Origin of the sequence: Corynebacterium sp. MSK008 (assembly GCF_030232585.1) — a bacterium.
In the GTDB taxonomy this organism is placed as follows: Bacteria; Actinomycetota; Actinomycetes; order Mycobacteriales; family Mycobacteriaceae; genus Corynebacterium.
In genome coordinates this window covers 135,464-159,868 of sequence record NZ_JASPJX010000003.1, presented here as the reverse complement: position 1 = coordinate 159,868, position 24,405 = coordinate 135,464, and the positions used below count along the sequence as shown (strand labels likewise).

Below are 24,405 nucleotides of genomic sequence, written 5' to 3'. Positions count from 1 at the left end.
TTATCCCGTGTCTGTCCTTTCGAAGCTGCGATATCCGCTGTACCCGCTGTATGAGGCGCGCCTAAAGCGTGAGCTGCGCGGCAAAAAGCGCCCGAAGCACATCGCCGTGATGGCCGATGGCAACCGTCGTTGGGCGCGCGAGGCAGGCTTCGAGGATATCTCCCACGGCCACCGCGTCGGCGGCGCGAAGATCGGCGAGCTTGTGCGCTGGTCCGCGGAGATGGACGTGGACGTGCTCACCATCTACCTGCTTTCCACGGAGAATCTGCAGCGCACCACTGAAGAGGTGGAGCTGCTCTTCGACATCATCTCCGGGGTCATCGAGGATCTGGCCACGGAGGATTACACCTGCCGCGTGCGGTTGGTGGGGCATTTGGATTTGTTGCCGGAGGACGTCGCGAAGCGTATGCGCGAGGGGGCGGCCGCAACCGATACGAAGCACGGCCTCACCGTCAACATCGCGGTCGGCTACGGCGGGCGCCAGGAGATCGTGGATGCGGTGCAATCGCTTATCGACGACAAAGCTCACGCCGGAGTACCGGCCACAGAGATGGCCGCCGAGATCACCGTGGAGTCCATCGCAGAGCACCTCTACACCTCCGGCCAGCCGGACCCGGACCTGGTCATCCGTACCTCCGGCGAGCAGCGTCTGTCCGGGTTTTTGCTGTGGCAGGCGGCGTACTCGGAGATCTGGTTCACCGACATTTATTGGCCGGCGTTCCGCAAGATCGATTTCCTGCGCGCGCTGCGCGACTACTCGCAGCGCTCCCGCCGCTTTGGCAAGTAGCTACATCTTGCGCATGCGCACGCGCTGGACGGTGTGGTCGTAGTCCTTGCGCAGCACCAGTGAGGCGCGCACGCGGGTGGGCAGGATGTTTTCCACCAGGTTGGGCAGGTTGATGGTCTGCCACAGCTCGCGCGCGGCGTAGGTGGCCTCGGAGTCGTCCATGCCAGCGAAGCCCTCGAAGTGGTTGCCGGGCTGCTGGAACGAGGTGTCGCGCAGTTTGAGGAAGCGTTCGATGTACCAGCGCTCGATGTCTGCGGTCTTCGCGTCGACGTAGATGGAGAAGTCGAACAGGTCGGAGACCATCAGTGTCGGGCCGGTCTGCAGCACGTTTAGGCCCTCGAGGATGAGGATGTCGGGCTGGCGGACCTCCACGAACTCGTCTGGGAGGATGTCGTAGGCCTCGTGCGAGTAGATCGGGGCCTTGACCACCGGCTGGCCGGATTTGACCTCGGTGACAAAACGCATGAGGTTTCTCCGGTTGTAGGACTCCGGGAAACCTTTGCGTTTCATGATCCCGCGTTCCTCCAGCACCGCCTTGGGGTGGAGGAAGCCGTCGGTGGTGACTAGGTCCACCCGCGGGTGCGAGTCCCACCGCTGCAACAGCACCTGCAGCACACGCGCGGTGGTGGATTTGCCCACGGCAACCGAGCCGGCCAGGCCGATGATGAACGGTACGTGCCCCGGGTCGCCGCCGATGAACGTCTCGGTGGCGTTGGTGAGCTTTTGCCGGGCGCGCACCTGCAGGTGGATCAGGCGCGACAGGGGCAGGTAGATGTCCTCGACCTCCTGCAGGTCGAGGTTCTCGCCGATGCCGGAGAGCTTCTCCAACTCTTCCTCGGTGAGCACCTGGGGCATTTTGGCGCGGCGTTTGCGCCAATCCTCGCGGTGGAAGTCGAGGTACGGCGACGAATCGGCTCGTGACATAGCCACCATTGTTGCACCCGCGCAAAAGGGGAATAAATCCACCTTCTTGTCGTGCCGATTTTCCTATACTTCGAGAAACCGTTGTCAACGCGAAAAGAAAGGACCCGGTCGACGTGTCTGAAGACCTCCGTTACCAGGATCTGGCCACCTACGACCCCGAGGTGCACGCCGCAATTGTGGACGAGCTGGCGCGCCAGCGCGACACCTTGGAGATGATCGCCTCCGAGAACTTCGTGCCGCGCTCCGTGCTGCAGGCGCAGGGTTCGGTGCTGACCAACAAGTACGCCGAGGGCTATCCGGGCCGCCGCTACTACGGCGGCTGCGAGCACGTGGACGTCATCGAGGACTTGGCGCGCGACCGCGCCAAGGAGGTATTCGGCGCGAAGTACGCGAACGTGCAGCCGCACTCCGGTGCGCAGGCGAACGCAGCGGTGCTGATGGCGCTCGCGGAGCCCGGCGACACCATCTTGGGCTTGAACCTGGCACACGGCGGCCACCTCACCCACGGTATGAAGATCAACTTCTCCGGGCGCCTGTACAACGTTGCGGCGTATGAGGTGGAGGAGGACACCCATCTCATTGACATGGAGAAGCTGCGTAAACAGGCCCACGAGGTCAAGCCGAAGGTGATCATCGGCGGCTGGTCCGCCTACCCGCGCCACGAGGACTTCGCGGAGTTCCGCAAGATTGCGGATGAGGTCGGCGCATACCTGTGGGTGGACATGGCCCACTTCGCCGGCCTGGTCGCCGCTGGCCTGCACCCGAACCCGGTCCCGCATGCGCACGTGGTGTCCTCCACGGTGCACAAGACCCTGGGCGGCCCGCGCTCCGGTTTCATCCTCACCAACGACCTGGAGCTGCACAAGAAGCTCAACTCCGCCGTCTTCCCGGGCCAGCAGGGTGGCCCGCTGATGCACGTCGTGGCAGCGAAGGCGACCGCATTCAAGATCGCGGGCACGGACGAGTTCAAGGACCGCCAGCAGCGCACCCTCGACGGCGCGAAGGTGTTGGCGGGGCGTTTGCTTGACGACGACGCACGCGACGCCGGTGTCTCTGTCGTCTCCGGAGGCACCGAGGTGCACCTCGTGCTGGTGGACTTGCGCAACTCGCCAATGGACGGCCAGCAGGCCGAGGACCTGCTGCACTCGGTGGGCATTACCGTCAACCGCAACGCCGTGCCGTTCGACCCGCGCCCGCCGAAGGTGACCTCCGGCCTGCGCATCGGCACCTCCGCGCTGGCCACCCGCGGCTTCGGCGAGGAGGACTTCCGCGAGGTCGCAGAGATCATCGCGGAGACCCTGATCAAGGGCGAGGATGCCGATGTGGACGCGCTGCGCGGCCGCGTTGAGGCCCTGGCGCGGAAGTACCCGCTCTACCCGGACCTCGAGGATTGGAAGATGCTCTAGTCGTCTTCCCCCTCGACGGCGCTTGCGCCGTCGCGCCCGCGCTGCTCCGCGAGAGCGGCGCGGGCTTTGTGCAGCCATTCGGGCTGGTCGTCCAGCAGCGCGCGGATCTCTTCAGTAGTCATGGCCTGGTCCACGCCGGCGTTTTTCAGCGCGGTCACGGAAATACCCAGCTTGCGGGCGACCTCGGGGCGTGGGTGCGGGCCCGAAAGTCGCAGTTCCTGCAGCCACTGCGGCGGGTTGTCCTGCAACTCGCGCAGCTCGGCGTGGGTCACGGCACCGTCCTGGAACTCCTGCGGGGTGGCGGGGAGGTAGATGCCCAGCTTCTTTGCGGCGGTCACCGGCTTCATGGCGGTGCCGGAGGGGGTCTGATCAGTCATGGTCAAAACGGTAGCATTGAGCGACATGCTCACCATTGCCTTCGCCACCGGCACTGAGCCGGGGAAGTGGTTCCGCCGATACGAAGAACTCACTGGAAGTCGCCTTGAGGCGGTGCCGTCGGATGATCCGTTCGTGCTCGTCGGCAAGCAAGCGACTGCGGCGCTGGTGCGGCTACCGGACGAGCGCGTCACCGACGAGCACCACGTGGTGCGCCTCTACGAGGAGGCCGCTGGCGTCGCAGTGCCGAAGGATTCCGTCTACGCGGAGGTGGGTGAGGTCACCCGCGAAGACCTCGCGGAGGAGATTGTGAACTTTGACGGGCCATCGCCTATCGACGACCTCCGGTCCGCCCTCCAAGTCGTCGCCGCAAACGTCGGCGTGGCCTACGCGCCGCTGCCGTTGTTGAAGAACCTCGCGCGCAAACAGATCAAAGCGTTACCCCTTGTGGGCGAGGAGCCGGCGACCCAGATCGCGCTCGTGTGGCGCAAGGCGGACGATTCGGACGCTGTGCAGGACTTTGTCGGCGTGACCAAAGGGCGCACGGTGCGTTCTTCACGCGGAAATGCGCACCCCCGATCGGGTGCAAAGCGGACTCGACGTTAACGCAAAGTTCATAATGGACGGCGCACTTATTTCAAGAATGAAAGGTAATGATTATGTTTTCCCGTAAGATCGTCGCTTCCGCAGCTGCCCTGACCCTTGGCGCAACCGGCCTGGTTGCTTGCTCCAACGACGGCGAGGGCGAGCCGACCTCCACCGAGGTTGTCTCCGAGACCGCTACCGAGACCGAGGTTGCCACCGAGACCGCTGGCGAGACCGCGGATAACACCGACGCCGCTGCTGCTGGCGACGCTGAGGCTACCGAGGAGATCACCACCGCCGACGGCGCAACCGCGATGGTTCCGGCAGGTGTGAAGGCCGCTATGGACGAGTACGCTCAGCCGGAGTGGGGCGAGCCGATGGCGGTTGAGGAGACCGACGGCGGCTGGATCGTCACCTACGACAACGAGCACTACATCACCTGGAACGAGAACACCGGTGGTGCTCCGACCTGGGGCCAGATCGCTAACGAGTGGATGACTGATGTCCGCCTGGACCAGAAGCTGGGCTTCCCGGTCGCACCGGAGACCGAGAACGCCGACCAGTCGGGCTGGACCCAGGAGTTTGAGAACGGCACCATCGAGTGGACCCGCGGCGGCACCGAGGATGCCTTCACCGCAATCGTGACCGAGAAGTAAATCGGTCCATCGAATCGGGGTTAACCTCGCCTGATTCCAAGCGCCACCCGGCTTCGGCTGGGTGGCGCTTTTGCGTTGTTTCACCCACGTTTGCGCGCCCTGGGGCGAATCTGGACAATGGGGCGCATGCAAAAATCGGACTTTGCCATCCGGCCCATCCGACCGGAAGACTATCCGCAGGTAAGAGCCATCTACGAGATGGGGCTACAGACAGGCAACGCCTCCTGGGAAACCAAGGGGCAGAACTGGGAGCAATTCTCCCGCAAGAAGATTATGGAGACCGTCTTCGTGGCGGTCGACGCGGACGACGGCGACAAGGTGCTCGGCTGGGTGGGTGCTGCGAAGGCATCGTCCCGAAGCGTGTTCCACGGCGTGGTGGAGGATTCGATCTACACCCACCCCGACGCTCGCGGTCGCGGCGTCGCGGGAGCCTTGTTGGACCACCTGATCCAGACCTGTATCAGCCTGCACAAGTGGTCGATTCACTCCTGGATCTTCCCCGAAAATGAGGGATCCGCGGGTCTGCACAAGTCCCGCGGATTTGAAAAGGTCGGCACGTTCCACAACATGGCGCGGATGGCTTACGGCGAGCGCCAGGGTGAGTGGCGCGACTGCGACATTTGGGAGTTGATTCTGCCAATGTCGCGCGAGCAGTAGCGCCGGGGGGGACGCTGCTAGCTCAGGTCCTCCTTGAGGGCCTCCTCGCGCACCGGAAGCAGGAGGACAAAAGCGATGATTGCCAGCGGCACCATGAGCAGGAACACGGGGGTAAGACCGTCGTTGTAGCTGCTCAGCACCGCCTCTCTTAAAGGATCGGGCAGTTGGGCGACCCCGCCGGGGGTGAGGCTGTTGGCCCCGCCGTCTTGGAACTTCGCCGCGTACGCCTCACCCTCCGGACCCAGCTTCGCCAGCGCCTCCGGCAGGCGCTGCTCCAAGTTGTCGCGCATGTTGTGGATGAACAGCGAGCCCGAAAGCGACGCGCCTATCGACGAGCCGATCTGACGGAAGAAGTTGTTCGTGGACGTTGCGGTTCCCACGTGCTTGAGCGGGAACGAGTTCTGCACGATCAGCACCAGCACCTGCATGACCAGGCCGAGGCCGAAGCCGAAGATGAACATGTAGACGCCCAGCCTGGTCAGCGACGTGGTGACCTCCAGGCGCGAGAACAGGAACAGCCCCAGGGTAGTCACGAGCATGCCAACCAGCGGGTAGATCTTGTAACGGCCGGTCTTGGAGATGATGAAGCCGACCGTCATGCCGGTGACGAGCATGCCGATGACCATCGGCAGCATCATCAGCCCCGCCTCGGTGGGGGTGAGCTGGTGGACCATCTGCAGGTAGGTGGGCAGGTACGCCAGCCCGCTGGTCATGGCCAAGCCGAGCACGGTGCCTGCCAGGGTGGTCAGGACCATGTTGCGGTTTTTGAACAGGTCCATCGGGATCAGCGGGTTGGTCGCCCGCAGCTCCACGAACACGAACGTCACGGCGGCAACAAACGCGATGAGCGAGGTGGCGATGATGGTGGGGGAGGTCCACTCATACTGGGTGCCGCCCCACGTGGTGGTGAGGATCAGCGAGGTGGTGGCCACCACCATCAGCGTGGTGCCCAGGTAGTCGTAGTGCATGCCCTTGGCGGAGCCGCGGCGCAGGCGCAGCACGGCCGCGCACACGCTCATGGCCAAAATGCCCAGCGGGATGTTCATCCACAGCGCCCAGCGCCAGCCGGGGCCGTCGGTGAACCAGCCGCCGAGCACAGGACCCAGCACCGACGACACGCCGAACACGGCGCCCATGACACCCATGTACTTGCCGCGCTCGCGTGCAGGAACCACTTCGGCGATGATGGACTGCGAGTTCACCATCATCCCGCCCGCGCCGAGGCCTTGCACGGCGCGGCCGATGATCAACAGCTCCATGGTGTGGGCGAAGCCGCCGATGGTGGAACCGACCACGAACAGGCCGATGCCGGTGATGTAGAGCCACTTGCGGCCCAGGATGTCGCCGAGTTTGCCGTTGACCGGCATGGCGATGGTCATGGTGACCAGAAACGCCGAGATAACCCAGCTCATGTGGTCCACGCCGCCGAGCTCGCCGACGATGGTGGGCAGGGCGGTGGCGAAGATCATCTGCCCCAGCGAGCTCATCAGCATGGTCAGCAGCAAGGCCGAGAACACCAGCCCCACATTTGGCGCGGTGGCTTGAAGCGGATGGTTGTCCGCGCGGTTTTCTACCATGTCATCTCCTTTGCGTAAGTAGAAAGATCGTGTGCGTTAGCTAGCAGTTGCTCGACGGGGTCGGTGCCCTCCGGAGGGTGCCACAGGTAGCGGCTCACCGCGCCCTGGAAGAGGACCACGATGATTTGCGTCTCATCCTCCAGCGTCCCGGCATGTCTGCGGTCGCCGGGGAAGCGCTCGAAGTGGGCGTAGACCGCGCGGCCTACCTCGGTGAGGAAGCCGCGTTTGCGGGCGGCTTCGGCGTGCATCAGCCCCGGGTTGTTCTCCAAGAGCTCGCGCCGGCATTTCGCGGCCGGCCCGTCGAAGCGCCCCGGTTCTACCTCGACGGAGCGGATGACAAGTTCGAGCACGTTGTCGCTCGGCGTATTGCGGATCGCGGCGAGCGCGTCCTCGCTGAAGGCGAAGGGGAACGAGCCCAAGATCGCCTCGTCCTTGGAGTCGACGTAGTTGAAAAACGTGCGCCGGGAAATGCTCGCGGCGCCGCAGATGTCGTCGACGGTGACGTTGTCGTAACCGTGCGCGCGGACAAGTTTCGCGGCCTCGTCGCGGATGCGTTGCAGCGTCTCGCGCCGCTTCTGCTCCCTGATTCCCTTATTTTGCACGGGGTGCAATATTACACCCGGTGCACATTAAGGCAAGCCCGCGGAAAGCTCGCCTTCTACCAGGGCATTGTCATTCTCGGAGTAGGTCAGCTTCACAACGCCGGGCGCCTGCTTCTCGACGTCCCAACGGCCCTGCCCGTCATTACAGGCCTTCGTCAACGGGATCGATTCGCCACCTCCACCGATCAGCGCCGTGCAGCCGGTCAGGGGGTAGGTCACCGATGCGGTGCCGCCGCCGAAGGTCGCTACCGCGGGCCACGCCTTGACCTTCGCATCGTCTTCCAAGCTGTTCAGCGTTCCGGTGTAGGTGCCGGTGGGGGCCGAAGGATCGTCGATAAGCTGCGGCTGCGCGGTGACAGTGACCGTTTCGGGAACCTCGTTGACCGGTTCGGGGCGCGGGTTGGCGTACCAGTAGGCCGCCGCGAGCGCGACGCCGATGATGGCGACGATGAGCGCGAGCACCCCACCGACGACCCACGGCTTGTTCGGGCCGCCCGCGGTGCGCAGCTCGGAGAAAGAATCAGGCATGAAAAAGCCCCCAGCAAGTTGGTTGATGTGCTGGGGGCTGATTCTAGTGAGGTGCTAGTTGCGGTCCGTATTGGCCATGGACAGCACGTCGAGGCGCTTGTCCAGCTCCTCCTCGGTGAGCTTCTCGCCGTCCACGAAGCCGAGGTCGATGGTGGCCTGGCGGATGGTGATGCCCTCCTTGACCGCGTGCTTGGCAATCTTGGCTGCGTTTTCGTAGCCGATCGCGGAGTTCAGCGGGGTCACGATCGACGGGGAAGACTCGGCCAGGGTGCGCATGCGCTCTTCGTTGGGCTCGATGCCGTCCACAAGCTTGGTGGCGAACTGGCGTGCCGTGTTCGCCAGCAGGCGGGAGGACTCGAGGACGTTGCGCGCCATCATCGGGATGAACACGTTGAGTTCGAACTGGCCCTGGGTGCCGCCGAACGCGACAGCCACGTCGTTGCCGATGACCTGCGCGGAGACCTGGGTTGCGGTCTCGCACAGCACCGGGTTGACCTTACCCGGCATGATGGAGGAACCTGGCTGCAGGTCCGGCAGGTGGATCTCGCCGAAGCCGGCCAGCGGGCCGGAGCCCATCAGGCGGATGTCGTTGGCGATCTTGTACAGGGACACAGCCACGGAGCGCATCGCGCCGGAGAACTCCACCAGGCCGTCGCGGTTGGCCTGCGCCTCGAAGTGGTTCTTCGCCTCGGACAGCTGCTCAACACCGGTGAGCTTGACCAGCTCCTCGGTGACCTTGCCACCGAACTCCGCCGGGGTGTTGATGCCGGTGCCCACGGCGGTGCCGCCGATGGCGAGCTCGCCCAGGCGTTCCAGGGTGGCCTCGACGCGTGCGACGCCGAGCTCGATCTGGCGCGCGTAGCCGGAGAACTCCTGACCCAGGGTCACCGGGGTGGCGTCCATGAGGTGGGTGCGGCCGGACTTGACCACCTCGTGCCACTCGGTGGCCTTCTTCTCAAGGGACTCCTGCAGCACCTTCAGCGCCGGGATCAGGTCGCTGGCCGCGGCCTCGGTGGCGGCGACGTGGGTGGCGGTGGGGAAGGTGTCGTTGGAGGACTGGCCCATGTTCACGTGGTCGTTCGGGTGAACCTCAACGCCGTTGGCCTTCGCGATGGAGGCGATGACCTCGTTGGTGTTCATGTTGGACGACGTGCCGGAGCCGGTCTGGAACACATCAATGGGGAACTGATCGTCGTGCTGGCCGTCCGCGATCTCCTTCGCCGCGGCGATGATGGCGTCGGCTTTCTCGGCGTCCAGGTTGCCCAGGTCCTTGTTCACCTGCGCGCACGCGGCCTTGAGCAGGCCGAGCGCGCGGATCTGCTGGGACTCCAGGCCGCGGCCGGAGATGGGGAAGTTCTCCACAGCGCGCTGCGTCTGGGCGCGCCAGAGAGCGTCCACGGGCACCTTGACCTCGCCCATCGTGTCGTGTTCGATGCGGTATTCCTGATCAGCCATTATTGTCCTTTACTTCTGTCGCGTGCACGCCGCGCGCGGTAGAGTGCGCGCGTGCCTTTCCACAGCACGATTATGCACCAACCGGACATGACGAGGAGACGAAATGCCCGAACCGCAGGCCATGGAGACCCCCACTTTGAGGGACGCGGGAGTTGCGGCCGCCGCGATGGGGGCGATGTACGTTCTGCTCCTCGGCCAGGGGCTGGTTTTGGTGCGCGCCGGTGTGTCCCGGACTGTGGCGCTGACGGTGCTGCCGGTTGCCGTGTTGGTCGCGTTGGCGGTGCCGACGGTGCTGCTCGTGCGCTACATGCGGCACCGCGGGCTCGAGCTCGGCTTCTCCCGGCTCGGGCGCCGGGGCTGGCACCTGCTGTGGCAGGCTCCGGCGGTGGTGCTCGGCTCTGCGGCAGCGACGTCGGTTGTCGCGCCGCTGTTCGGACTTGAGCCCCGCGGCGACTCCGCCAGCGAGACCCTCGCCCGGGACTTGGACAGCGCCGCGCCAGTGCTGCTTTTGCTGGTGGGCTACCTGCTCATCGGGCCGTTCATTGAGGAGATCGTGTTCCGCCGCGTCCTCATGAACTACTTCGACACGCTGATGCCCGCGGCGGCGAGCGTGCTGGCCACCGCGGCGATTTTCGGGGCGGCCCACATCGCGCCGCCGGCGATCGTGTTCACCTTCTTCGCCGGCATTGGCCTAGCGCTGGTGGCACGCTTCCACGGCACCATCACCGCCAGCTACATCGTGCACGTGGTGAACAACCTGCTGGCCAGCGCGGCGCTGATCGGCGCGTTGCTTTAGGCTGCGGCCTAGTTCTCCGGCTCGGTGTAGTCCACCACGGAGTAGTCCTGCAGCTTGGTCAGCTGGTGCTGGGACTCAATGAAGCGCACGGTGCCGGACTTCGAGCGCATCACCAGCGAGCGGGTGGTGGCACCGGACTTGCGGTAGGTCACGCCACGCAACATGTCGCCGTTGGTCACGCCGGTGGCGGCGAAGTAGCAGTTGTCGGAGGTGACCAGGTCGTTGATACCCAACACGCGGTCCAGGTCGTGACCGGCGGCGAGGACCTTCTCGCGCTCCTCGTCGCCTTGCGGGGCGAGCATGCCCTGGATCTCGCCGCCCAGGCACTTCAGAGCGCACGCCGTGACGACGCCCTCCGGGGTGCCGCCGATACCCATCGCAATGTCGATGGAGCTGGTGTCCTGTGCAGCGGCGATGGCGCCGGCGACGTCGCCGTCCATGATGAAGCGGACTTTGGCGCCGGCGGCGCGAATGTCGTCGACAAGCTGCTTGTGGCGCGGACGATCGAGCACGACCACCGTGATGTCGGCGGGGCGCACGCCCTTCGCCTCGGCGACCGACTTGATGTTCTCGGCGGTCGACTTCGTGATGTCGATCGCGCCGACCGCCTCTGGGCCGACGGCGATCTTGTTCATGTAGAACGCGTCCTGCGGGTTGAACATCGAGCCACGGTCCGCGGCGGCGATCACGGAGATCGCGTTCGGGCGGCCCTCGGCCATCAGGCGGGTGCCGTCGACTGGGTCGACGGCGATGTCCACGGCGGCGCCGCGGCCGGTGCCGACCTGCTCGCCGTTGAACAGCATCGGGGCCTCATCCTTTTCGCCCTCGCCGATGACGATCACGCCGTCCATCTCCACGGAGTTGATCATCTTGCGCATCGCGTTGACGGCGGCACCGTCGCCTTCGTTCTTCTGGCCGCGGCCGACCCAGCGGCCGGAGGCGAGCGCGGCGGCCTCGGTGACGCGCACCAGCTCCATCGCGAGATTGCGGTCGGGGTAAAGATCGGACTGTTCGGTCATGGGGAGGCCTTCCTAAACATGAATCACAAAAAGACCCCTCTATTGTGGCACTACCAATCGCACAATTGCCCGTTCTTCCCACCTTTAAGGGGGAAGCGGGGGCGCATGCCATACTGTTCGGCGTGGCTAGCAACAAAAAACCCCGCATCTTCCAGGACGGACGAGACATCGCGATCAACTCCGTGCTCATCATCGTGCTGATGGTCGTCGCTGTCGGCGCGACCGGGCTGTGCTCGTTTAACCCCGGCGCGCCCGAGCAGGGGCCGGTTCAGGAGGTCGACGCGGAGACCTTCCTCGACTTGGAGGCGCGCGGCGTGGACTTCCCGGTGCGCTACCCGGAGATGCCGGAAGGCTGGGTCACCAACTCCGCACGCCGCTCCATGCTGGGCGGCCAGCCGGCGCCGACGGTCGGCTGGGTCACCCCGGACCGCGGCTTCATCCAGCTCACGCAGACCGGCGCCGACGCGAAGGAAGCTGCAGAAGGCGCGGACGCGAAGCCTCGCACCCTGGAGCGCACCGAAAACATTGACGGCCGCAGCGTGGAGATCTACTCCTCCGATGAGAAGGACGTGCGCGACCTGTGGGTCGTCGACGCGGGCGACGCCCGCCTGGTGCTCACCGGCGCCGGGGAGGCCCGCGAGTTCGAGGAGCTGATCTCGACCGCGCTGGCTACTGCTCCGATTCAGGCTGCTGGCGGGAACTGATGGCTTCCTCGACGCGCTGGGAGGCGCCGTCGAGGAGCACCTCGCATCGTTTCGCCAGCGCCTCGCCGCGCTCCCAGTATTTCAGTGACTCGTCCAGGCTCATCTGGCCCAGCTCGAGGATCTTCACCGTTTCGACCAGCTCGTCGCGGGCCTGCTCGTAGCTCAAGGTGGCCGGGTCCGGCAGCGCGTTGTCGTTGGCCTGGCCGGTGCCGAAAGCGTTCTCAGTCATGCTTCTGTGTTCCTAATCTGCTTGTGTGGTGGACATGGAGGCGGCGGTAATGGAGCCGTCGCCGACGCGGATGCGCAGCTGCGATCCGGGCGGGGATTGGTCGATGGAGGTGACAACTTCGGCGTCGGAGCCGTCGCGGGGTAGCACCTGCACCACGGCGTATCCGCGGGCGAGCGTCGCCGACGGCCCCAACGCGGAGACCTGGGCGCGCAAGCCCCGCACGTGCTGCGCTTCGCGCTGCAGCAAATGCGACACGTCCCGGCGGATCAGGGCGGTGGCGCGCTCGATCTCCTCGCGGCGGTGGGTAATGGCCATCATCGGGTCAGCGAGCGCGGGGCGCGTGCGCACCGAGGCCAGCCCGTCGCGCTCGCGTTGGACCCAGCCGCGCAGGGCGGCGGCCATGCGGGCACGTGCTTCGTCGATAAGCAATCGCTCCTGTGCCACATCGGGGACTGCGCGCTTGGCCGCATCGGTGGGGGTGGCGGCGCGCACGTCCGCGACGTTGTCCAGCACCGGGTTGTCCGGCTCGTGGCCGATCGCGGAGATCACAGGGGTGCCAAGCTTGACGACGGCACGCTGCAGCGCCTCCTCCGAAAACGGAAGAAGATCCTCCACGGACCCGCCGCCGCGGGCGACGATGATCACGTCCACCTCAGGGTCCGCATCGAGCACACCGAGCGCCTCGATCACCGCGGGCACGGTGGTCGGCCCCTGGACTGGGGTGTTGATGATCTCGAAGCGCACCTCGGGCCAGCGGCCTTGCGCCACGGTGACCACGTCGCGCTCTGCTGCGGAACCGCGGCCGGTGATCAAGCCGACCTTCGTGGGCAGGTAGGGCAGCGCCCTTTTGCGCGCGGGGTCGAACAGGCCCTCGGAGGCGAGCTGCTTGCGCAGCGCCTCAATGCGCGCCAGCAGCTCGCCTGCGCCGACGTGCCTGATCTCGGTCACGCGCATGGAAAACGTGCCGCGGCCGGGATAGAAGGATGGTTTACCCAGCACGACGACGCGGTCGCCGTCGTTCAACGGCACCTGCATGCCCGTGAGCAGCGAGGTCTCCGCGGTGAGCTGGACGCTGGCCTGCTCCTGGGTGTCGCGCAGGGTGAGGTAGGAATACCGCCACGTCGGCTTGGTGTTGACCTGGGTGAGCTGGCCCTCGATCCACAGCCAGCCGAGGCGCTCAATCCAGCCCTTCACCGAGGTGTTGAGCTTGGACACCGACCACGGCGACTCCGGCGAGCTCTTCGAATCTGCCACCGCATGCTCCTTTCCATTTGACTTCTGCCACGTTACCCGGCGAGCCGACACGGCCCGCCTATTGTTTTTGACGCTGATTAGTTAGGGTTGGTTCCATGACAGAACAGGGTAAAAAAGTCCTCCTCGCATCCCCCCGCGGCTACTGCGCCGGCGTCGACCGTGCTGTGGAGACCGTAGAGAAGGCCCTGGAGAAGTACGGTGCCCCCGTCTACGTGCGCAAAGAGATCGTGCACAACAAGTACGTCGTGGAAACGCTGCAGGAGCGCGGCGTGATCTTCGTCGACGAGACCGACGAGGTGCCCGAAGGCGCCCACCTGGTGTTCTCCGCCCACGGTGTCTCGCCCGCGGTGCGCGACTCCGCCAAGGACCGCAACCTGCTCACCCTCGACGCTTCCTGCCCGCTGGTGACCAAGGTGCACAACGAGGCCAAGCGCTTCGCCCGCGACGGCTACCACATCCTGCTTGTCGGCCACGAGGGCCACGAGGAGGTCGAGGGCACCGCCGGTGAGGCCCCGGAGATCACGCACCTTGTCGACGGCGTGGACGGCGTGGACCGCCTGCCCGACTTCCCGGACGACCAGAAGCTGGTTTGGCTGTCCCAGACCACGCTGTCGGTGGACGAGACCATGCTCATCGTGGACAAGCTGCATGAGCGCTACCCGAACCTGGAAAACCCGCCGAGCGACGACATCTGCTACGCCACCCAGAACCGCCAGGCCGCGGTCAAGGAGATCGCCCCGCGCTGCGAGCTGGTTATCGTGGTCGGCTCCCAGAATTCCTCGAACTCCCGCCGCCTGGTCGAGGTGGCGCTGGAGGCAGGCGCGAAGGAGTCGCACCTGGTGGACTACGCCTCCCAGGTCAAAGACGAGTGGTTCGACGGCGTTTCCACCGTCGGCGTGACCTCGGGTGCGTCCGTGCCGGAGATCCTGGTCAAGGAGCTGGTGGAAGAGCTCGACCGCCGCGGCTACTCGGACGCAGAAGAAGTGACGACCACCGTGGAGACGATCACGTTCTCCCTGCCTCGCGATCTGCGCCTGCCGCGCCGAGAGACCCCGGCGGTGGCGCAGGGGTAGCGCGCAACGCTAGAGCGCTAGCCTTTGTAAAGGTCCTCGCCGAGCCGGTCCGCAATCGAGGTGGAGCCGGATCGCGGGGATTTTTTCTGTGCCGGTTTTTGCGCCGGTTTTTGCGCCCGCTTCGCGCTGCGCTCCGAATCGGCGCGGCGCAGAAGCTCGTCCACGGACACCGCCTTGGCGCGCTCGCGGGCGCGGCGCCCCTCAGAATTCGTGCGGCGGTTGCTGCGGTTGATCCGGGTGCGTTCGGCGGTCTCGCGGCGCAGCAGCTGCTCGTTGTGGCGCTTGATCAAACGGATGCGCACAACCGCAATGACGATCGAGCCCAGCGTGACGGCGAACAGTACGGGGAATAGCTCGATGACCGGGTAGAACACCAGCAGCAGCGCCGCTTTGCCGGAAGCGCCGCCGGCGGCAATCTGGTTGCGCGACATCACCCAGCCGGCGATCACCACCGCCACAACGAACAAGATCGGCGCGCTGGCCACGGTGAGGAACAACCCCCGCGGGTTGACCAGGGTGGCCACCACAATCACCGCCGCGGCGTAGAGAGCCAAGAATGGCCAGCCGATCACGGCGGTAGACAGCGAAAGCAGCACGCCGGTGAAGAGTGCGGCGAAAATGATGCCAATGCCGGACCCCGTGGGCAACCCGTGAAACGTTGCGGACGGGGAGGTTGAGTTCCGGTGAGAGACATGCGACACGCCAGACGAGTCTACTCCGCGGTGCCCTCGGCAGCGTGCCGGGCACGCGAAGAGACCGGTTTCAGCGCCGGGGCCTCGCCGCGCCGCGACGGCACCTGCGCCTCCTCGAGCCTGCGGGCGGTGACCATCACGCGCGAATCCATCGACGCCAGAGTGGCGTTGTAGGCCTCCACCGCCTTGTCCAGTGAGGCGCCCACCCGGTTGTAGTGCTCCGCCATGGTGGCGAGGCGCTGGTGCAGCTGCCCGCCTAGGCGCTGGATTTCCTTCGCTGCGTCGTTGAGCGATTCTTGCCGCCACCCCAGCGCCACGGTGCGCAGGAGTGCAAACAGGGTGGTGGGGGTGGCGATGACTACGTCGCGCGCGAATGCGTATTCCAACAGCTCGGGGTCGATGGAAAGCGCGGCGTCCAAAAACGGGTCCGCTGGCACGAACAGCACCACGAACTCCGGAGTGGGCTGGAACGCCTCGATGTAGGATTTCGCCGACAAGGTGTCCACGTGCGCGCGCACCAGGTGGGCGTGGCGGCGCATGAACGCCTGGCGCTCCTCCGGATCCTCGGTGCCCAGCGCGTCCAGGTACGCCTGGAACGGCACTTTCGCATCGACGACGATGTTCCGGCCTTGGGTGAGGCGGATGATCATGTCGGGGCGGACACGTGAGCCGTCGACAAGCATGTGCTCCTGGGTGTCAAAATCGACGTGGTTGAGCATGCCGCCGAGCTCGACCACCCGCTCGAGTTGGATTTCGCCCCAGCGGCCGCGGGTCTGAGGGGAGCGCAGGGCGGTGATGAGTTGGTCGGTGCGGTCGCCCAAGCGCGCCGACGTGCGCCCGATCGCCTGCACCTGCCCCGCAAGCGACGATGCGGAGACTGCCTGCTGCTTGTCCATCTCGTCGAGCTGTTCGCGCATGTCTTTCAGCGCGCGGGCGACGGGGCGCAGGTCCTGCGGGGGAGTGGGTTGCGGGGTGGAACGGCGCATCCAGGCGGCGCCGGTGAACACGCCGGCGATGAAGCCTGCGAGCAGGCCGGTGGCGAGGATTAAAAGCACGGTGGCGGTGGACATAGCTGGCAGTCAACCACACCCGCCCGACACGCTAGCGTTCGGGTTCGCTCATATGTTCGCTTGGGGTGTCCCTGTCGCCGTCGCCTGACTGCCACCCGCGCAGCCGCCCAAGGCCAGTCTCGCGCAGCTTGCGCAGGCTGGAGGTGCCGAAGCGCTCGGTCTTCTCGTCCTCTTCCTCGTCGGCCACGGGCGCGTTGACCCATTCGCGCTCGCCGCGCCACTCCTGGCGCTTGTGCACCGACTCCTTCTCCACGATCTCCGCGATGACCCGGCCCTCGTCGGTGGCGAACTCGATGTCGTGCGCTCCCAGCTCGCCGGCGTTGATGCGCAGCACCTCCAGCAGGTAGCGGTACACCACCGCGACCATCGCGGCGGCCGGCACGGCAAGGAAGCCGCCGACCAGGCCGAACAGCGCGCCGCCGACCGTGACCGAAACCAGCACGATCACCGGGTGCAGGTTCATCGCCCGCGACTGCAGCATGGGGGAGAGCACGTTACCCTCCAGTTGCTGGGTGGCCAGCACGATCGCCAGCACGATCAAAGCCTTGGTGAACCCGAGCGTGACCAGTGCGATCAGCACCGCCAACGCGCCCGCAACAACCGCACCCACAATCGGGATGAAGCCGGCCACGAACGTGATTAGCGCGAGCGTGAACGCCATGGGCACGCCAACGATGGCGATGCCGGTGCCGATCACAATGGCGTCGATCAACGAGCACACCGCCTGGGCCCGGATGAAGCCGGACAAGGTGTTCCAGGCGCGGGTGAGCAGCTCGGTCAGGTACAGGCCGGTGCGGCCGCCGGTGGCGGAGCGCAGCCACGGCAGGAAGCGGTGCCCGTCCTTAAGAAAGAAGAAGGTGAGCACGAACAGCACCATCAGCGTCACTGACAGCCCGGCCGCGGTGTTAATGCCGGAGAACACCCCGCCAGCGATCGCGCCCGCTTGGTTCTGGATCCACCGCTGGATCTCGTTGACGCCCTCGTTGAGGTTTTCCGGATCCATGTTCAGCGGCGGGCCCTGCGCCCACAGCTGCAGGCGCTGCACGCCCTCGAACGCCTGGATGTACAACAGGCGCGATTGCCCCACGATGTCCGGGGCGATCAGCATGCCGATAAATGCGAGCACCCCGAAGAACAACAGCATCGTCAGAAGGGCTGCGAAGCCGGAGGGGACCCTGTGGCGTCGTAAGGCAGCTGCGATGGGGGCGAGCACGGTGCACACGATGAGCGCGAGCACGACCGGCAAAACACCGGCCCAAAACGCGCCGATGAGCTGGCCCAACGCGTACAAAAACACGGCGATAACCAGGATGCGCAGCGTGAACTTCGCCGCCGAAGCGATCCAGTCGTTGAACACAACGTTGCGGTCAACGCGGTCTTCGCGCATGGGGGTCTGGGTCGGTTCGCTCACGCGCACTATTGTGCACCATCGCACATTGCTTTGCGACGCCCCACCTCACGGCCCCCTCCGAACCTCGCACAAGCCTCCGCTAGGATGTTGCGACGTGAGCCTTACTCTTGGAATTGTCGGTCTGCCCAACGTTGGCAAGTCCACCCTCTTTAACGCCCTGACGCGCAACGAGGTACTTGCCGCGAACTACCCGTTCGCCACCATCGAGCCCAACGTGGGCCTGGTGGAGCTGCCGGATCCGCGCCTGGACCGGCTGGCGGAGATCTTCGACTCGGAGCGCGTGCTGCCCGCCACCGTGTCCTTCGTTGACATCGCCGGCATTGTCAAGGGTGCCTCCGAGGGTGAAGGCATGGGCAACGCGTTTCTGGCCAACATCCGCGAGGCGGACGCGATCTGTCAGGTGGTGCGCGCGTTTTCCGACGACAACGTCATCCACGTCGACGGCAAAGTCGACCCGTCCTCGGACATCGAGGTCATCAACACCGAGCTGATCCTCGCCGACCTGCAGACCATTGAAAAGGCCCTGCCGCGCCTGGAAAAGGACGGCCGCAAGGACAAGGACGTCGCCGCCCAGGCCGAGGAAGCCAAGAAGGCGCAGGCTGTGCTCGAGGACGGCCGCACCCTCTTCGCCGCTTCCAAGGGCGGGGAAGTGGACCTGGCGCTTTTGCACCACCTGCACCTGATGACGGCGAAGCCGTTCCTCTACGTGTTCAACTCCGACGAGGACGTGCTCACCGACGACGCGCGCAAGCAGGAGCTGCGCGACCTGGTCGCCCCCGCCGAGGCGGTGTTCCTGGACGCCCAGACCGAAACCGAGCTGCTCGAGCTTGACGACGAAGACGCCGCCGAGCTCCTCGCCGCCGTCGGCCAGGACGAACCGGGCCTGCAGACCCTGGCCAAGGCCGGCTTCGACACCCTCGGCCTGCAGACCTACCTCACCGCCGGCCCGAAGGAGGCCCGCGCCTGGACGATTCGCAAGGGCGACACCGCCCCGAAGGCCGCCGGCGTGATCCACTCCGACTTCGAAAAGGGCTTCATCAAGGCCGAGATCGTTGGCTTCGACGACCTGGACGCGGCCGGCTCGATGGCCGACGCCCGCGCCGCCGGCAAGGTCCGTCAGGAAGGCAAGGACTACGTCATGGCCGACGGCGACGTGGTGGAGTTTCGTTTCAATGTAACCTGAGGCGCGCTAGTGTTAGCGGCATGACAACACGTGCTGCTATTTACCTCCGTATCTCGCTCGATGCTGCCATGGACGGCCTCGCCATCGACCGGCAGCGCCAGGACTGCGAAGCCCTTGCCGAGCAACGCGGCTGGGACGTCGTGCATACCTACGTCGATCAGTCGATCTCCGCGTCGAAGAAGGACGTGGACCGCCCCGACTACGACGCGATGGTGGCGTCCTTTGAGCGCGGCGAGATCGACGCGATCATTTGCTGGGACCTCGACCGCCTCACACGGCAGCCCTGGCAGCTCGAAGAGTGGATCGACAGGGCAGAGGAGCAGGGGCTGAAACTCGTCACTGCGAACGGTGATGCTGACCTTGCCACCGACGGCGGCAGAATGTACGCGCGCATCAAAGCAGCCGTGGCACGCGGCGAGATCGAGCGAAAGAGCATGCGCCAGTCTCGTGCGCAACAGCAACGCGCCGAGCAGGGCCGCTGGTACTCCGGCGGTGTGCGCCCTATCGGCTACACCTCCACCGGCGAGATCATTCCATCCGAAGCCGCCGCCGTGCTCGGTATGTTCCGCGCTGTCGAGAGGGGCAACTCCATGCGCGACATTGCGCGCGCCTTATCTGGGGTCGATCAACCGGGCTTGCCGGATATCCCGACCACGCCGCGCCATATGTACACCGTGGTCACAGAGCGCAACGCTCGACGCCGCGCTGAAGGCCAGGAAGAAAAGCCGGTTCCCGACGCGCAGCCGTGGGCCTACACGTCGTTGCACTCGATCCTGCGCAACCCCGTGTATGCGGGTTACTCCACTTATAAGAAGGCCAAGCGCAAAGGCGTGAAGAACAAATACCGCCGTGTCACGCATATCGTCCGCGACCCCGATACCGGCGAGCCGGTGAAAGGGCAGTGGGAGCCGATCGTCACACCAGATCTGTGGTGGCGCGTGCAGAACGTGCTCGACGATCCCGACCGGCTGACCAACAAGGAGCGCCGGAACACTCGCCGCCATCTCGGCTCGGGTCTGTATGTCTGCGACGAGTGTGGCAACCCCGTGCGCACACATGCCGACCGCTACCGCTGCGCCGCCTGTGGATTAGTGCGCACACATAGCGTCGATGATTTTGTGCTCGCCGTGATCCGCGCCCGCCTTGGCCGTGACGACCTGGCGGACCTGCTGCCGACTGTGGACGACGACGAGGTCAACGCCATCGACGACGAACTCGCTGAGCTTCGCGCAAAGCTCGCCCGCGTCCAGGCTGACTACGATGAGGAGCTTATCGAGGCCCGTGACCTCAAGCGCGCGCGAAACCGTTATGAGCCGCAGATCGAGAAACTCGAAACGCGCCGTGCCCGTCTTGCTGGCGCATCGGCGCTGCTCGACACAACCGGCTACGCCTCGCCCGTGGATGCCTTCGACAACGCAGAGCTTGCCGTGCAGCGCCGAGTCATCAATACCCTGTGCCAGGTGCGCCTGCGCCGTGGCGTGCGCGGCACCAAGACCTTTAACCCTGAATCGGTGCAGATCGTGTGGAACTAGGTTGCAGTGTGTGACACGTCAACAATCGCGCGCATGCGCTGCGGCGCGCAAAGCTCTTACGAAGGAACGCCACGGGAGCCGGCAGTTCGGGGGAGATCTGCCTTCGTGTATCGGGGGCGACACTGCTCAACCGTGGCGTTCGCAGGAAGTATGACACGGCTCTTGTTGCCCCAGAGGTCGTAGGTTCGAATCCTGCCCCCGCTACCAACTTCCAAGCCCCTACCAGGAGAAACACTGGTAGGGGCTTTAGTTATTTCTCTTAAGGCGCACGTCCTGGGACTCAAATCGGGACTTTAGCGATGGCATTTTGTCACTTAAGCCGGTTTGGAAGTGATGGGGTTAAGTGACAATTCTCGATTTTGTGACCTTGGATGACTGTGTCGTTTTGAGGAGTCGTCTGCACGGATTTCAGAAGTCCTCTGTACTATCGCCATCCACTCCGGAGAGGCCGCGGGCGTTCGTCCACTTCATCTGGAACGCGATTCGACAGAGCGCATTCAATACGATGGTCTTTTTCTCCCTGCGAAGGATGGGGGCAGTTTAGGGTACCAGGGTGTTGACCAGATCGAGGAATTCCTCAGCGTAGGCAATTTGCTTGCGTAGCTTTTCGTAGCGGGTGCGCGTCTCCTCACGAATGTCGGCAAGGGTGGCCTTGGCATTACTCCGTGCCTGCTGTGCGGTATCACTGTCCTGCCCGCCATCTGAACTATGAAGAATCTCCGCAGCTTCCAGGAATTCCCGCATCTGATCCAGAGTAAACCCCAGCGGTTTCATCCGTCGCACCAGCAAAACACGACGTACATCAGCCTCACTATAAAGCCTGAACCCACCAGGGCTACGCCCCGATGGGGTAATCAGGCCGACGTTGTCATAATAACGCAAGGTGGGAATCGACAACCCCGTCTGGTCAACGACCTCGCCGATCTTGAAATTACTGTTTTGCATTGCCTGTTCTCCTTCACGGTGATGTTGCCCACGGGTTCCTGTGCCTGGGTTGGCGGTTGAGTAAAACTCCCGCTACCATGACCACCATCACCAAACCTAAAGTTACTAGAGGGTTGGATTCCTTTCGGGCGTTCGCCCAGTTACCTATCCCCTCAAAGATTGGACATCTATGACTGAAACTAGCACGGCGGCCCCCCGCCCCCTCCTGAGTCCAGACGGCGCTGATGCCCCTACCGGGATCATCGCATCCTTCCGTTACGCATTTTCTTCCCCCGCCCGTATCCGTATAGAGATTCTGGCCGGACTGGCGGTATCCCTGGCGCTGATCCCTGAGGCCATTGCCTTTTCCATCCTTGCCGGTGTTGACCCAGCCATGGGTCTGTTTTCCTCGGTAGTCATGGCCATTGCGATCGCCTTTACCGGTGGCCGCCCGGCAATGATCACCGGCGCCACCGGGGCTATTGCCCTAGTCATTGCTCCTGTGGCGCGTGGTTACGGGATGGATTATTTCATCGCCACCGTCCTGTTGGGCGGTGTCCTACAAATCGTGCTCGGCGCCCTCGGTGTGGCGAAACTTCAGCGTTTTATCCCCCGATCGGTGATGCTGGGTTTCGTCAATGCACTGGGCATTATGATTTTCACCGCCCAACTCGAACACCTCATTGATGTGCCTTGGATAGTCTACCCACTCGTCGGCTTGGGTGTGGTGATCATGATTTTCTTCCCCAAGCTCACCAGTGTGATCCCCGCCCCGCTGGTCACGATTATCGTGCTCACCGGTTTGGTCATTGCCGCCGGTTTGACTGTCCCGACGGTCTCGGACATGGGCAAGATGCCGGAGACCTTACCGTCCCTGTTTATTCCGAACGTGCCGTGGACGTTGGAGACCCTGCAGATCATCGCGCCTTATGCCCTGGCCATGGCCGTGGTCGGTCTCATGGAATCGTTGATGACCGCCAAGCTCGTCGATGACATCACCGACACTCATTCCGATAAAACTCGTGAATCCTGGGGACAGGGGGTGGCTAATATTGCCTCCGGTTTCTTCGGCGGCATGGGTGGCTGCGCGATGATCGGTCAAACCATGATCAACGTCCGCGAATCCGGGGCACGTACCCGCCTATCCACCCTGTTAGCCGGTGTGTTCCTGCTGGTCCTGGTCCTGGCACTGGGCGACATCGTTGGCATGATCCCGATGGCTGCGCTGGTGGCAATCATGATCATGGTCTCGGTCGGCACCATCGACTGGCACTCGGTGCATCCACGCACCCTTAAACTCATGCCGGTCTCTGAGACCATTGTTATGGCCGTGACGATTATTGCCACCCTAGCCACCAGCAACCTGGCCATTGGTGTGGTGTTGGGTGTGGTCACCGCGATGATCATGTTCGCCCGTCGGATGGCACATATCGCTTCCATTGAAAAGGTCTCCGAGATCGACAGCGACGGCGATGGCGAGATTGATACTCGTACCTACCGGGTGCATGGCCAGTTGTTTTGGGCATCAAGCAATGACCTGGTTTATCGCTTTGATTACACCGATTCTGCCCGTCATATCACTATTGATCTCACTGAGGCGGAGATCTGGGATGCCTCCACGGTCGCGACCTTTGACGCGATTACGCAGAAGTTCCAGGACAGAGGCAAAACCGTGTCCATTATCGGGCTCGACGGTCCCAGTCAGGACCGGCTGAACCGCCTGTCTGGCCGGCTTGGCACCGGCCACTAACATCCCCCGACTCGAGCACATCGACTTGGCGCCCCAACTTATAACCGGGGCGCCAGTTTATTGGTGCTGTTGCAAAGTTGGGGCATAGGAAGAGCATAAAAGAAGCGTAGCGGTTAACCGCTACGCTGTGTTGTGGGGATTTTTACTTTTTACGGTGCACGTGTTCTAGTTAGTGGTTCGTTTCTTTCCTCGGGTGATTGCGACGGTATTCCTCGACTAAGTGAGCAATACCCGGCGCAGCCTGGGACAACATCCAGGTCATAAGCGCTATAAGAACCCCTATGACGATAAGTGTTAACGCCAACCAGCCCAGTGTTGGGCCGATGCCGTTGGCCTCCTGGACGTGACCCCACAAGGCAGACACGCCGTCGGGTATGCCGAGCATACTTAGCAGCCCGTTCCCCAAGGCTCCGACAGCAACGAGTGCGATAGCAACGAAGAGAACACTGGCTGCAATCCACGAGGCAGACATGCAGGCCTTAATAAAGTTCGTGTTCGACTTTTCCATATCGTCGTTATACTGCTTGCGTTCTGCGCGTATCTCCTCCAGCAGCTTTTCGTTGGACTCCTTCTCCTGGAGCAGAGCGCTGCGAGCCTTCTTAGAGGCTTCTGCTGCCTCGTGCAGGCTCTTAGGCTCTTTCGACATTGCCTCAGATACAGCTACTTCTACCAGCGGTTCCAGGCTAGAAGTCAGGCTCGAAGTCATCTGAGCGTTCAGGCTCTGGCTGCGACCCGGACCACATCTACTCAGACACCATCTCCGGCACCAACTGGCAACGGCCTGGTCTTGATGACGCGCTGGCGTACATGCGCCCCGACGACACGCTCGTTGTCACGCGCTTGGACAGGCTCGGCCGCAGCCTCGCGGACACCGTGAACACCATCGCTGACCTCGCCGAGCGTGACATCAACGTCAAGGTGTTGGAGCCAGCGCTGGACACGTCGAAGCCCACCGACAAGGTGGTTATCAACGTCATGGCAAGTCTTGCCGAGTGGGAGCGTGACCTGCTTGTCCAGCGCACCCGTGAGGGCGTGGCGCACGCCCGCGCACAGGGCAGGGTCGCCGGCCCCAAGCCGAAGCTCAGCGCTGAGCAGGCGCAGATGGCCAAGGAGCTTATCGACGGCGGCAAGTCCGTCAGCGCTGTAGCGCGCACCTTTAACGTCTCGCGGCCGACGATCTATCGCGCTCTCAAGCGCATCGAAGCCGACGCTTAAG

26 protein-coding genes are annotated in these 24,405 nt (G+C 64.2%); 12 read left to right on the top strand and 14 right to left on the bottom strand.

Features of this window, described 5'->3' with window-relative positions; translation table 11 throughout:
- The first annotated feature begins 7 nt into the window (after nt 1-7).
- Entirely contained in the window at nt 8-787 is a 780-nt protein-coding gene (locus QP996_RS03725) for an isoprenyl transferase (RefSeq protein WP_194560363.1), read from the top strand.
- Here the strand turns inward: QP996_RS03725 and coaA are convergent, their stop codons facing one another.
- Nucleotides 788-1,711: a type I pantothenate kinase gene (gene coaA, locus QP996_RS03720; protein ID WP_284871301.1), complete on the bottom strand. Its 924-nt coding sequence runs from the start codon at nt 1,709-1,711 to the stop codon at nt 788-790. It abuts the gene before it with no gap.
- A 113-nt stretch (nt 1,712-1,824) separates the two neighbouring features.
- Here coaA and glyA point away from each other — a divergent pair, with 113 nt between their 5' ends.
- On the top strand, nt 1,825-3,117 hold the full coding sequence (glyA, locus tag QP996_RS03715; protein ID WP_284871299.1) for a serine hydroxymethyltransferase: 1,293 nt from the start codon (nt 1,825-1,827) through the stop codon (nt 3,115-3,117).
- Here the strand turns inward: glyA and QP996_RS03710 are convergent.
- The gene (locus QP996_RS03710; protein ID WP_284871297.1) at nt 3,114-3,494 is read right to left on the bottom strand and encodes a DUF5997 family protein; all 381 of its coding nucleotides are present in this window, start codon (nt 3,492-3,494) and stop codon (nt 3,114-3,116) included. The genes glyA and QP996_RS03710 overlap by 4 nt on opposite strands.
- Nucleotides 3,495-3,519: 25 nt before the next feature.
- Here QP996_RS03710 and QP996_RS03705 point away from each other — a divergent pair, with 25 nt between their 5' ends.
- The 3 genes from QP996_RS03705 to QP996_RS03695 all read left to right on the top strand — a co-directional run bounded on the left by QP996_RS03705 (nt 3,520) and on the right by QP996_RS03695 (nt 5,390).
- Nucleotides 3,520-4,098: a LysR family transcriptional regulator substrate-binding protein gene (locus QP996_RS03705; RefSeq protein ID WP_284871295.1), complete on the top strand. Its 579-nt coding sequence runs from the start codon at nt 3,520-3,522 to the stop codon at nt 4,096-4,098.
- A 53-nt stretch (nt 4,099-4,151) separates the two neighbouring features.
- Complete coding sequence (locus QP996_RS03700; RefSeq protein WP_284871294.1) at nt 4,152-4,733, top strand: LGFP repeat-containing protein; 582 nt, start codon at nt 4,152-4,154, stop codon at nt 4,731-4,733.
- A gap of 126 nt (nt 4,734-4,859) precedes the next feature.
- Complete coding sequence (locus QP996_RS03695) at nt 4,860-5,390, top strand: GNAT family N-acetyltransferase (protein WP_284871292.1); 531 nt, start codon at nt 4,860-4,862, stop codon at nt 5,388-5,390.
- Between the two features lie 17 nt (nt 5,391-5,407).
- On the opposite strand, the gene QP996_RS03690 is transcribed toward QP996_RS03695, so the two are convergent.
- The 4 genes from QP996_RS03690 to QP996_RS03675 are packed head-to-tail and all read right to left on the bottom strand — an operon-like array spanning nt 5,408 to nt 9,552.
- On the bottom strand, nt 5,408-6,967 hold the full coding sequence (locus tag QP996_RS03690; RefSeq protein ID WP_284871290.1) for an MDR family MFS transporter: 1,560 nt from the start codon (nt 6,965-6,967) through the stop codon (nt 5,408-5,410).
- The gene (locus QP996_RS03685; protein ID WP_284871288.1) at nt 6,961-7,569 is read right to left on the bottom strand and encodes a TetR/AcrR family transcriptional regulator; all 609 of its coding nucleotides are present in this window, start codon (nt 7,567-7,569) and stop codon (nt 6,961-6,963) included. The genes QP996_RS03690 and QP996_RS03685 overlap by 7 nt, the downstream gene beginning before the upstream one ends.
- 27 nt (nt 7,570-7,596) lie before the next feature.
- Nucleotides 7,597-8,097: a hypothetical protein gene (locus QP996_RS03680; RefSeq protein WP_284871286.1), complete on the bottom strand. Its 501-nt coding sequence runs from the start codon at nt 8,095-8,097 to the stop codon at nt 7,597-7,599.
- Nucleotides 8,098-8,151: 54 nt separating this feature from the next.
- A complete protein-coding gene (locus QP996_RS03675; protein ID WP_284871284.1) occupies nt 8,152-9,552 on the bottom strand; it encodes a class II fumarate hydratase in 1,401 nt (466 codons plus the stop codon).
- A 103-nt stretch (nt 9,553-9,655) separates the two neighbouring features.
- On the opposite strand from QP996_RS03675, the gene QP996_RS03670 reads away from it, so the two are divergent.
- Complete coding sequence (locus QP996_RS03670; RefSeq protein WP_284871282.1) at nt 9,656-10,348, top strand: CPBP family intramembrane glutamic endopeptidase; 693 nt, start codon at nt 9,656-9,658, stop codon at nt 10,346-10,348.
- 8 nt (nt 10,349-10,356) lie between these two features.
- Here the strand turns inward: QP996_RS03670 and glpX are convergent, their stop codons facing one another.
- Complete coding sequence (gene glpX / locus QP996_RS03665; protein WP_284871281.1) at nt 10,357-11,367, bottom strand: class II fructose-bisphosphatase; 1,011 nt, start codon at nt 11,365-11,367, stop codon at nt 10,357-10,359.
- Nucleotides 11,368-11,489: 122 nt separating this feature from the next.
- Here glpX and QP996_RS03660 point away from each other — a divergent pair, with 122 nt between their 5' ends.
- A complete protein-coding gene (locus tag QP996_RS03660) occupies nt 11,490-12,071 on the top strand; it encodes a DUF4245 domain-containing protein (RefSeq protein ID WP_284871279.1) in 582 nt (193 codons plus the stop codon).
- Here the strand turns inward: QP996_RS03660 and QP996_RS03655 are convergent.
- Both QP996_RS03655 and xseA read right to left on the bottom strand, forming a co-directional pair.
- Entirely contained in the window at nt 12,037-12,300 is a 264-nt protein-coding gene (locus QP996_RS03655) for an exodeoxyribonuclease VII small subunit (protein WP_284871277.1), read from the bottom strand. The two genes, QP996_RS03660 and QP996_RS03655, sit on opposite strands and share 35 nt — an antisense overlap.
- A 12-nt stretch (nt 12,301-12,312) precedes the next feature.
- Nucleotides 12,313-13,554: an exodeoxyribonuclease VII large subunit gene (gene xseA / locus QP996_RS03650; RefSeq protein WP_284871275.1), complete on the bottom strand. Its 1,242-nt coding sequence runs from the start codon at nt 13,552-13,554 to the stop codon at nt 12,313-12,315.
- A gap of 95 nt (nt 13,555-13,649) precedes the next feature.
- On the opposite strand from xseA, the gene QP996_RS03645 reads away from it, so the two are divergent.
- On the top strand, nt 13,650-14,627 hold the full coding sequence (locus QP996_RS03645; RefSeq protein ID WP_284871273.1) for a 4-hydroxy-3-methylbut-2-enyl diphosphate reductase: 978 nt from the start codon (nt 13,650-13,652) through the stop codon (nt 14,625-14,627).
- 17 nt (nt 14,628-14,644) lie between these two features.
- Here QP996_RS03645 and QP996_RS03640 read toward each other — a convergent pair whose 3' ends face one another.
- The 3 genes from QP996_RS03640 to QP996_RS03630 are packed head-to-tail and all read right to left on the bottom strand — an operon-like array spanning nt 14,645 to nt 17,800.
- Nucleotides 14,645-15,328, bottom strand: coding sequence for a DUF6542 domain-containing protein (locus QP996_RS03640; protein WP_284871271.1), 684 nt, complete (start codon nt 15,326-15,328; stop codon nt 14,645-14,647).
- Between the two features lie 11 nt (nt 15,329-15,339).
- On the bottom strand, nt 15,340-16,389 hold the full coding sequence (locus tag QP996_RS03635; protein WP_284871269.1) for a DNA recombination protein RmuC: 1,050 nt from the start codon (nt 16,387-16,389) through the stop codon (nt 15,340-15,342).
- Between the two features lie 31 nt (nt 16,390-16,420).
- Nucleotides 16,421-17,800 (bottom strand): AI-2E family transporter, encoded by a 1,380-nt coding sequence (locus QP996_RS03630; protein ID WP_502870103.1) that lies wholly within the window; start codon nt 17,798-17,800, stop codon nt 16,421-16,423.
- A 94-nt stretch (nt 17,801-17,894) separates the two neighbouring features.
- On the opposite strand from QP996_RS03630, the gene ychF reads away from it, so the two are divergent.
- On the top strand, nt 17,895-18,983 hold the full coding sequence (ychF, locus tag QP996_RS03625) for a redox-regulated ATPase YchF (protein WP_284871267.1): 1,089 nt from the start codon (nt 17,895-17,897) through the stop codon (nt 18,981-18,983).
- Between the two features lie 20 nt (nt 18,984-19,003).
- Entirely contained in the window at nt 19,004-20,515 is a 1,512-nt protein-coding gene (locus QP996_RS03620; protein ID WP_070421670.1) for a recombinase family protein, read from the top strand.
- A gap of 540 nt (nt 20,516-21,055) precedes the next feature.
- Here QP996_RS03620 and QP996_RS03615 read toward each other — a convergent pair.
- Nucleotides 21,056-21,460, bottom strand: coding sequence for a MerR family transcriptional regulator (locus tag QP996_RS03615; RefSeq protein ID WP_048733850.1), 405 nt, complete (start codon nt 21,458-21,460; stop codon nt 21,056-21,058).
- A 169-nt stretch (nt 21,461-21,629) separates the two neighbouring features.
- Here QP996_RS03615 and QP996_RS03610 point away from each other — a divergent pair, with 169 nt between their 5' ends.
- A complete protein-coding gene (locus QP996_RS03610) occupies nt 21,630-23,189 on the top strand; it encodes a SulP family inorganic anion transporter (RefSeq protein WP_217124972.1) in 1,560 nt (519 codons plus the stop codon).
- 169 nt (nt 23,190-23,358) lie between these two features.
- Here the strand turns inward: QP996_RS03610 and QP996_RS03605 are convergent, their stop codons facing one another.
- Nucleotides 23,359-23,895 carry a hypothetical protein gene (locus QP996_RS03605; RefSeq protein ID WP_218079069.1) on the bottom strand — a complete coding sequence of 179 codons (537 nt, stop codon included), beginning with the start codon at nt 23,893-23,895 and terminating at the stop codon, nt 23,359-23,361.
- A 35-nt stretch (nt 23,896-23,930) separates the two neighbouring features.
- On the opposite strand from QP996_RS03605, the gene QP996_RS03600 reads away from it, so the two are divergent.
- Complete coding sequence (locus tag QP996_RS03600) at nt 23,931-24,404, top strand: recombinase family protein (protein ID WP_080972893.1); 474 nt, start codon at nt 23,931-23,933, stop codon at nt 24,402-24,404.
- Nucleotide 24,405 lies beyond the last annotated feature (1 nt).

Excerpts from the sequence above, each read along its gene's own strand:
- QP996_RS03655 (WP_284871277.1), bottom strand. The coding sequence starts at position 12,300 with ATGACTGAGAACGCTTTCGGCACCGGCCAGGCCAACGACAACGCGCTG.
- QP996_RS03615 (WP_048733850.1), bottom strand. The coding sequence starts at position 21,460 with ATGCAAAACAGTAATTTCAAGATCGGCGAGGTCGTTGACCAGACGGGG.
- QP996_RS03690 (WP_284871290.1), bottom strand. The coding sequence starts at position 6,967 with ATGGTAGAAAACCGCGCGGACAACCATCCGCTTCAAGCCACCGCGCCA.
- QP996_RS03620 (WP_070421670.1), top strand. The coding sequence starts at position 19,004 with ATGACAACACGTGCTGCTATTTACCTCCGTATCTCGCTCGATGCTGCC.
- glpX (WP_284871281.1), bottom strand. The coding sequence starts at position 11,367 with ATGACCGAACAGTCCGATCTTTACCCCGACCGCAATCTCGCGATGGAG.
- QP996_RS03680 (WP_284871286.1), bottom strand. The coding sequence starts at position 8,097 with ATGCCTGATTCTTTCTCCGAGCTGCGCACCGCGGGCGGCCCGAACAAG.
- QP996_RS03645 (WP_284871273.1), top strand. The coding sequence starts at position 13,650 with ATGACAGAACAGGGTAAAAAAGTCCTCCTCGCATCCCCCCGCGGCTAC.
- QP996_RS03710 (WP_284871297.1), bottom strand. The coding sequence starts at position 3,494 with ATGACTGATCAGACCCCCTCCGGCACCGCCATGAAGCCGGTGACCGCC.
- coaA (WP_284871301.1), bottom strand. The coding sequence starts at position 1,711 with ATGTCACGAGCCGATTCGTCGCCGTACCTCGACTTCCACCGCGAGGAT.
- QP996_RS03695 (WP_284871292.1), top strand. The coding sequence starts at position 4,860 with ATGCAAAAATCGGACTTTGCCATCCGGCCCATCCGACCGGAAGACTAT.
- QP996_RS03675 (WP_284871284.1), bottom strand. The coding sequence starts at position 9,552 with ATGGCTGATCAGGAATACCGCATCGAACACGACACGATGGGCGAGGTC.
- QP996_RS03700 (WP_284871294.1), top strand. The coding sequence starts at position 4,152 with ATGTTTTCCCGTAAGATCGTCGCTTCCGCAGCTGCCCTGACCCTTGGC.
- QP996_RS03635 (WP_284871269.1), bottom strand. The coding sequence starts at position 16,389 with ATGTCCACCGCCACCGTGCTTTTAATCCTCGCCACCGGCCTGCTCGCA.
- QP996_RS03670 (WP_284871282.1), top strand. The coding sequence starts at position 9,656 with ATGCCCGAACCGCAGGCCATGGAGACCCCCACTTTGAGGGACGCGGGA.
- QP996_RS03610 (WP_217124972.1), top strand. The coding sequence starts at position 21,630 with ATGACTGAAACTAGCACGGCGGCCCCCCGCCCCCTCCTGAGTCCAGAC.
- QP996_RS03605 (WP_218079069.1), bottom strand. The coding sequence starts at position 23,895 with ATGACTTCGAGCCTGACTTCTAGCCTGGAACCGCTGGTAGAAGTAGCT.
- QP996_RS03705 (WP_284871295.1), top strand. The coding sequence starts at position 3,520 with ATGCTCACCATTGCCTTCGCCACCGGCACTGAGCCGGGGAAGTGGTTC.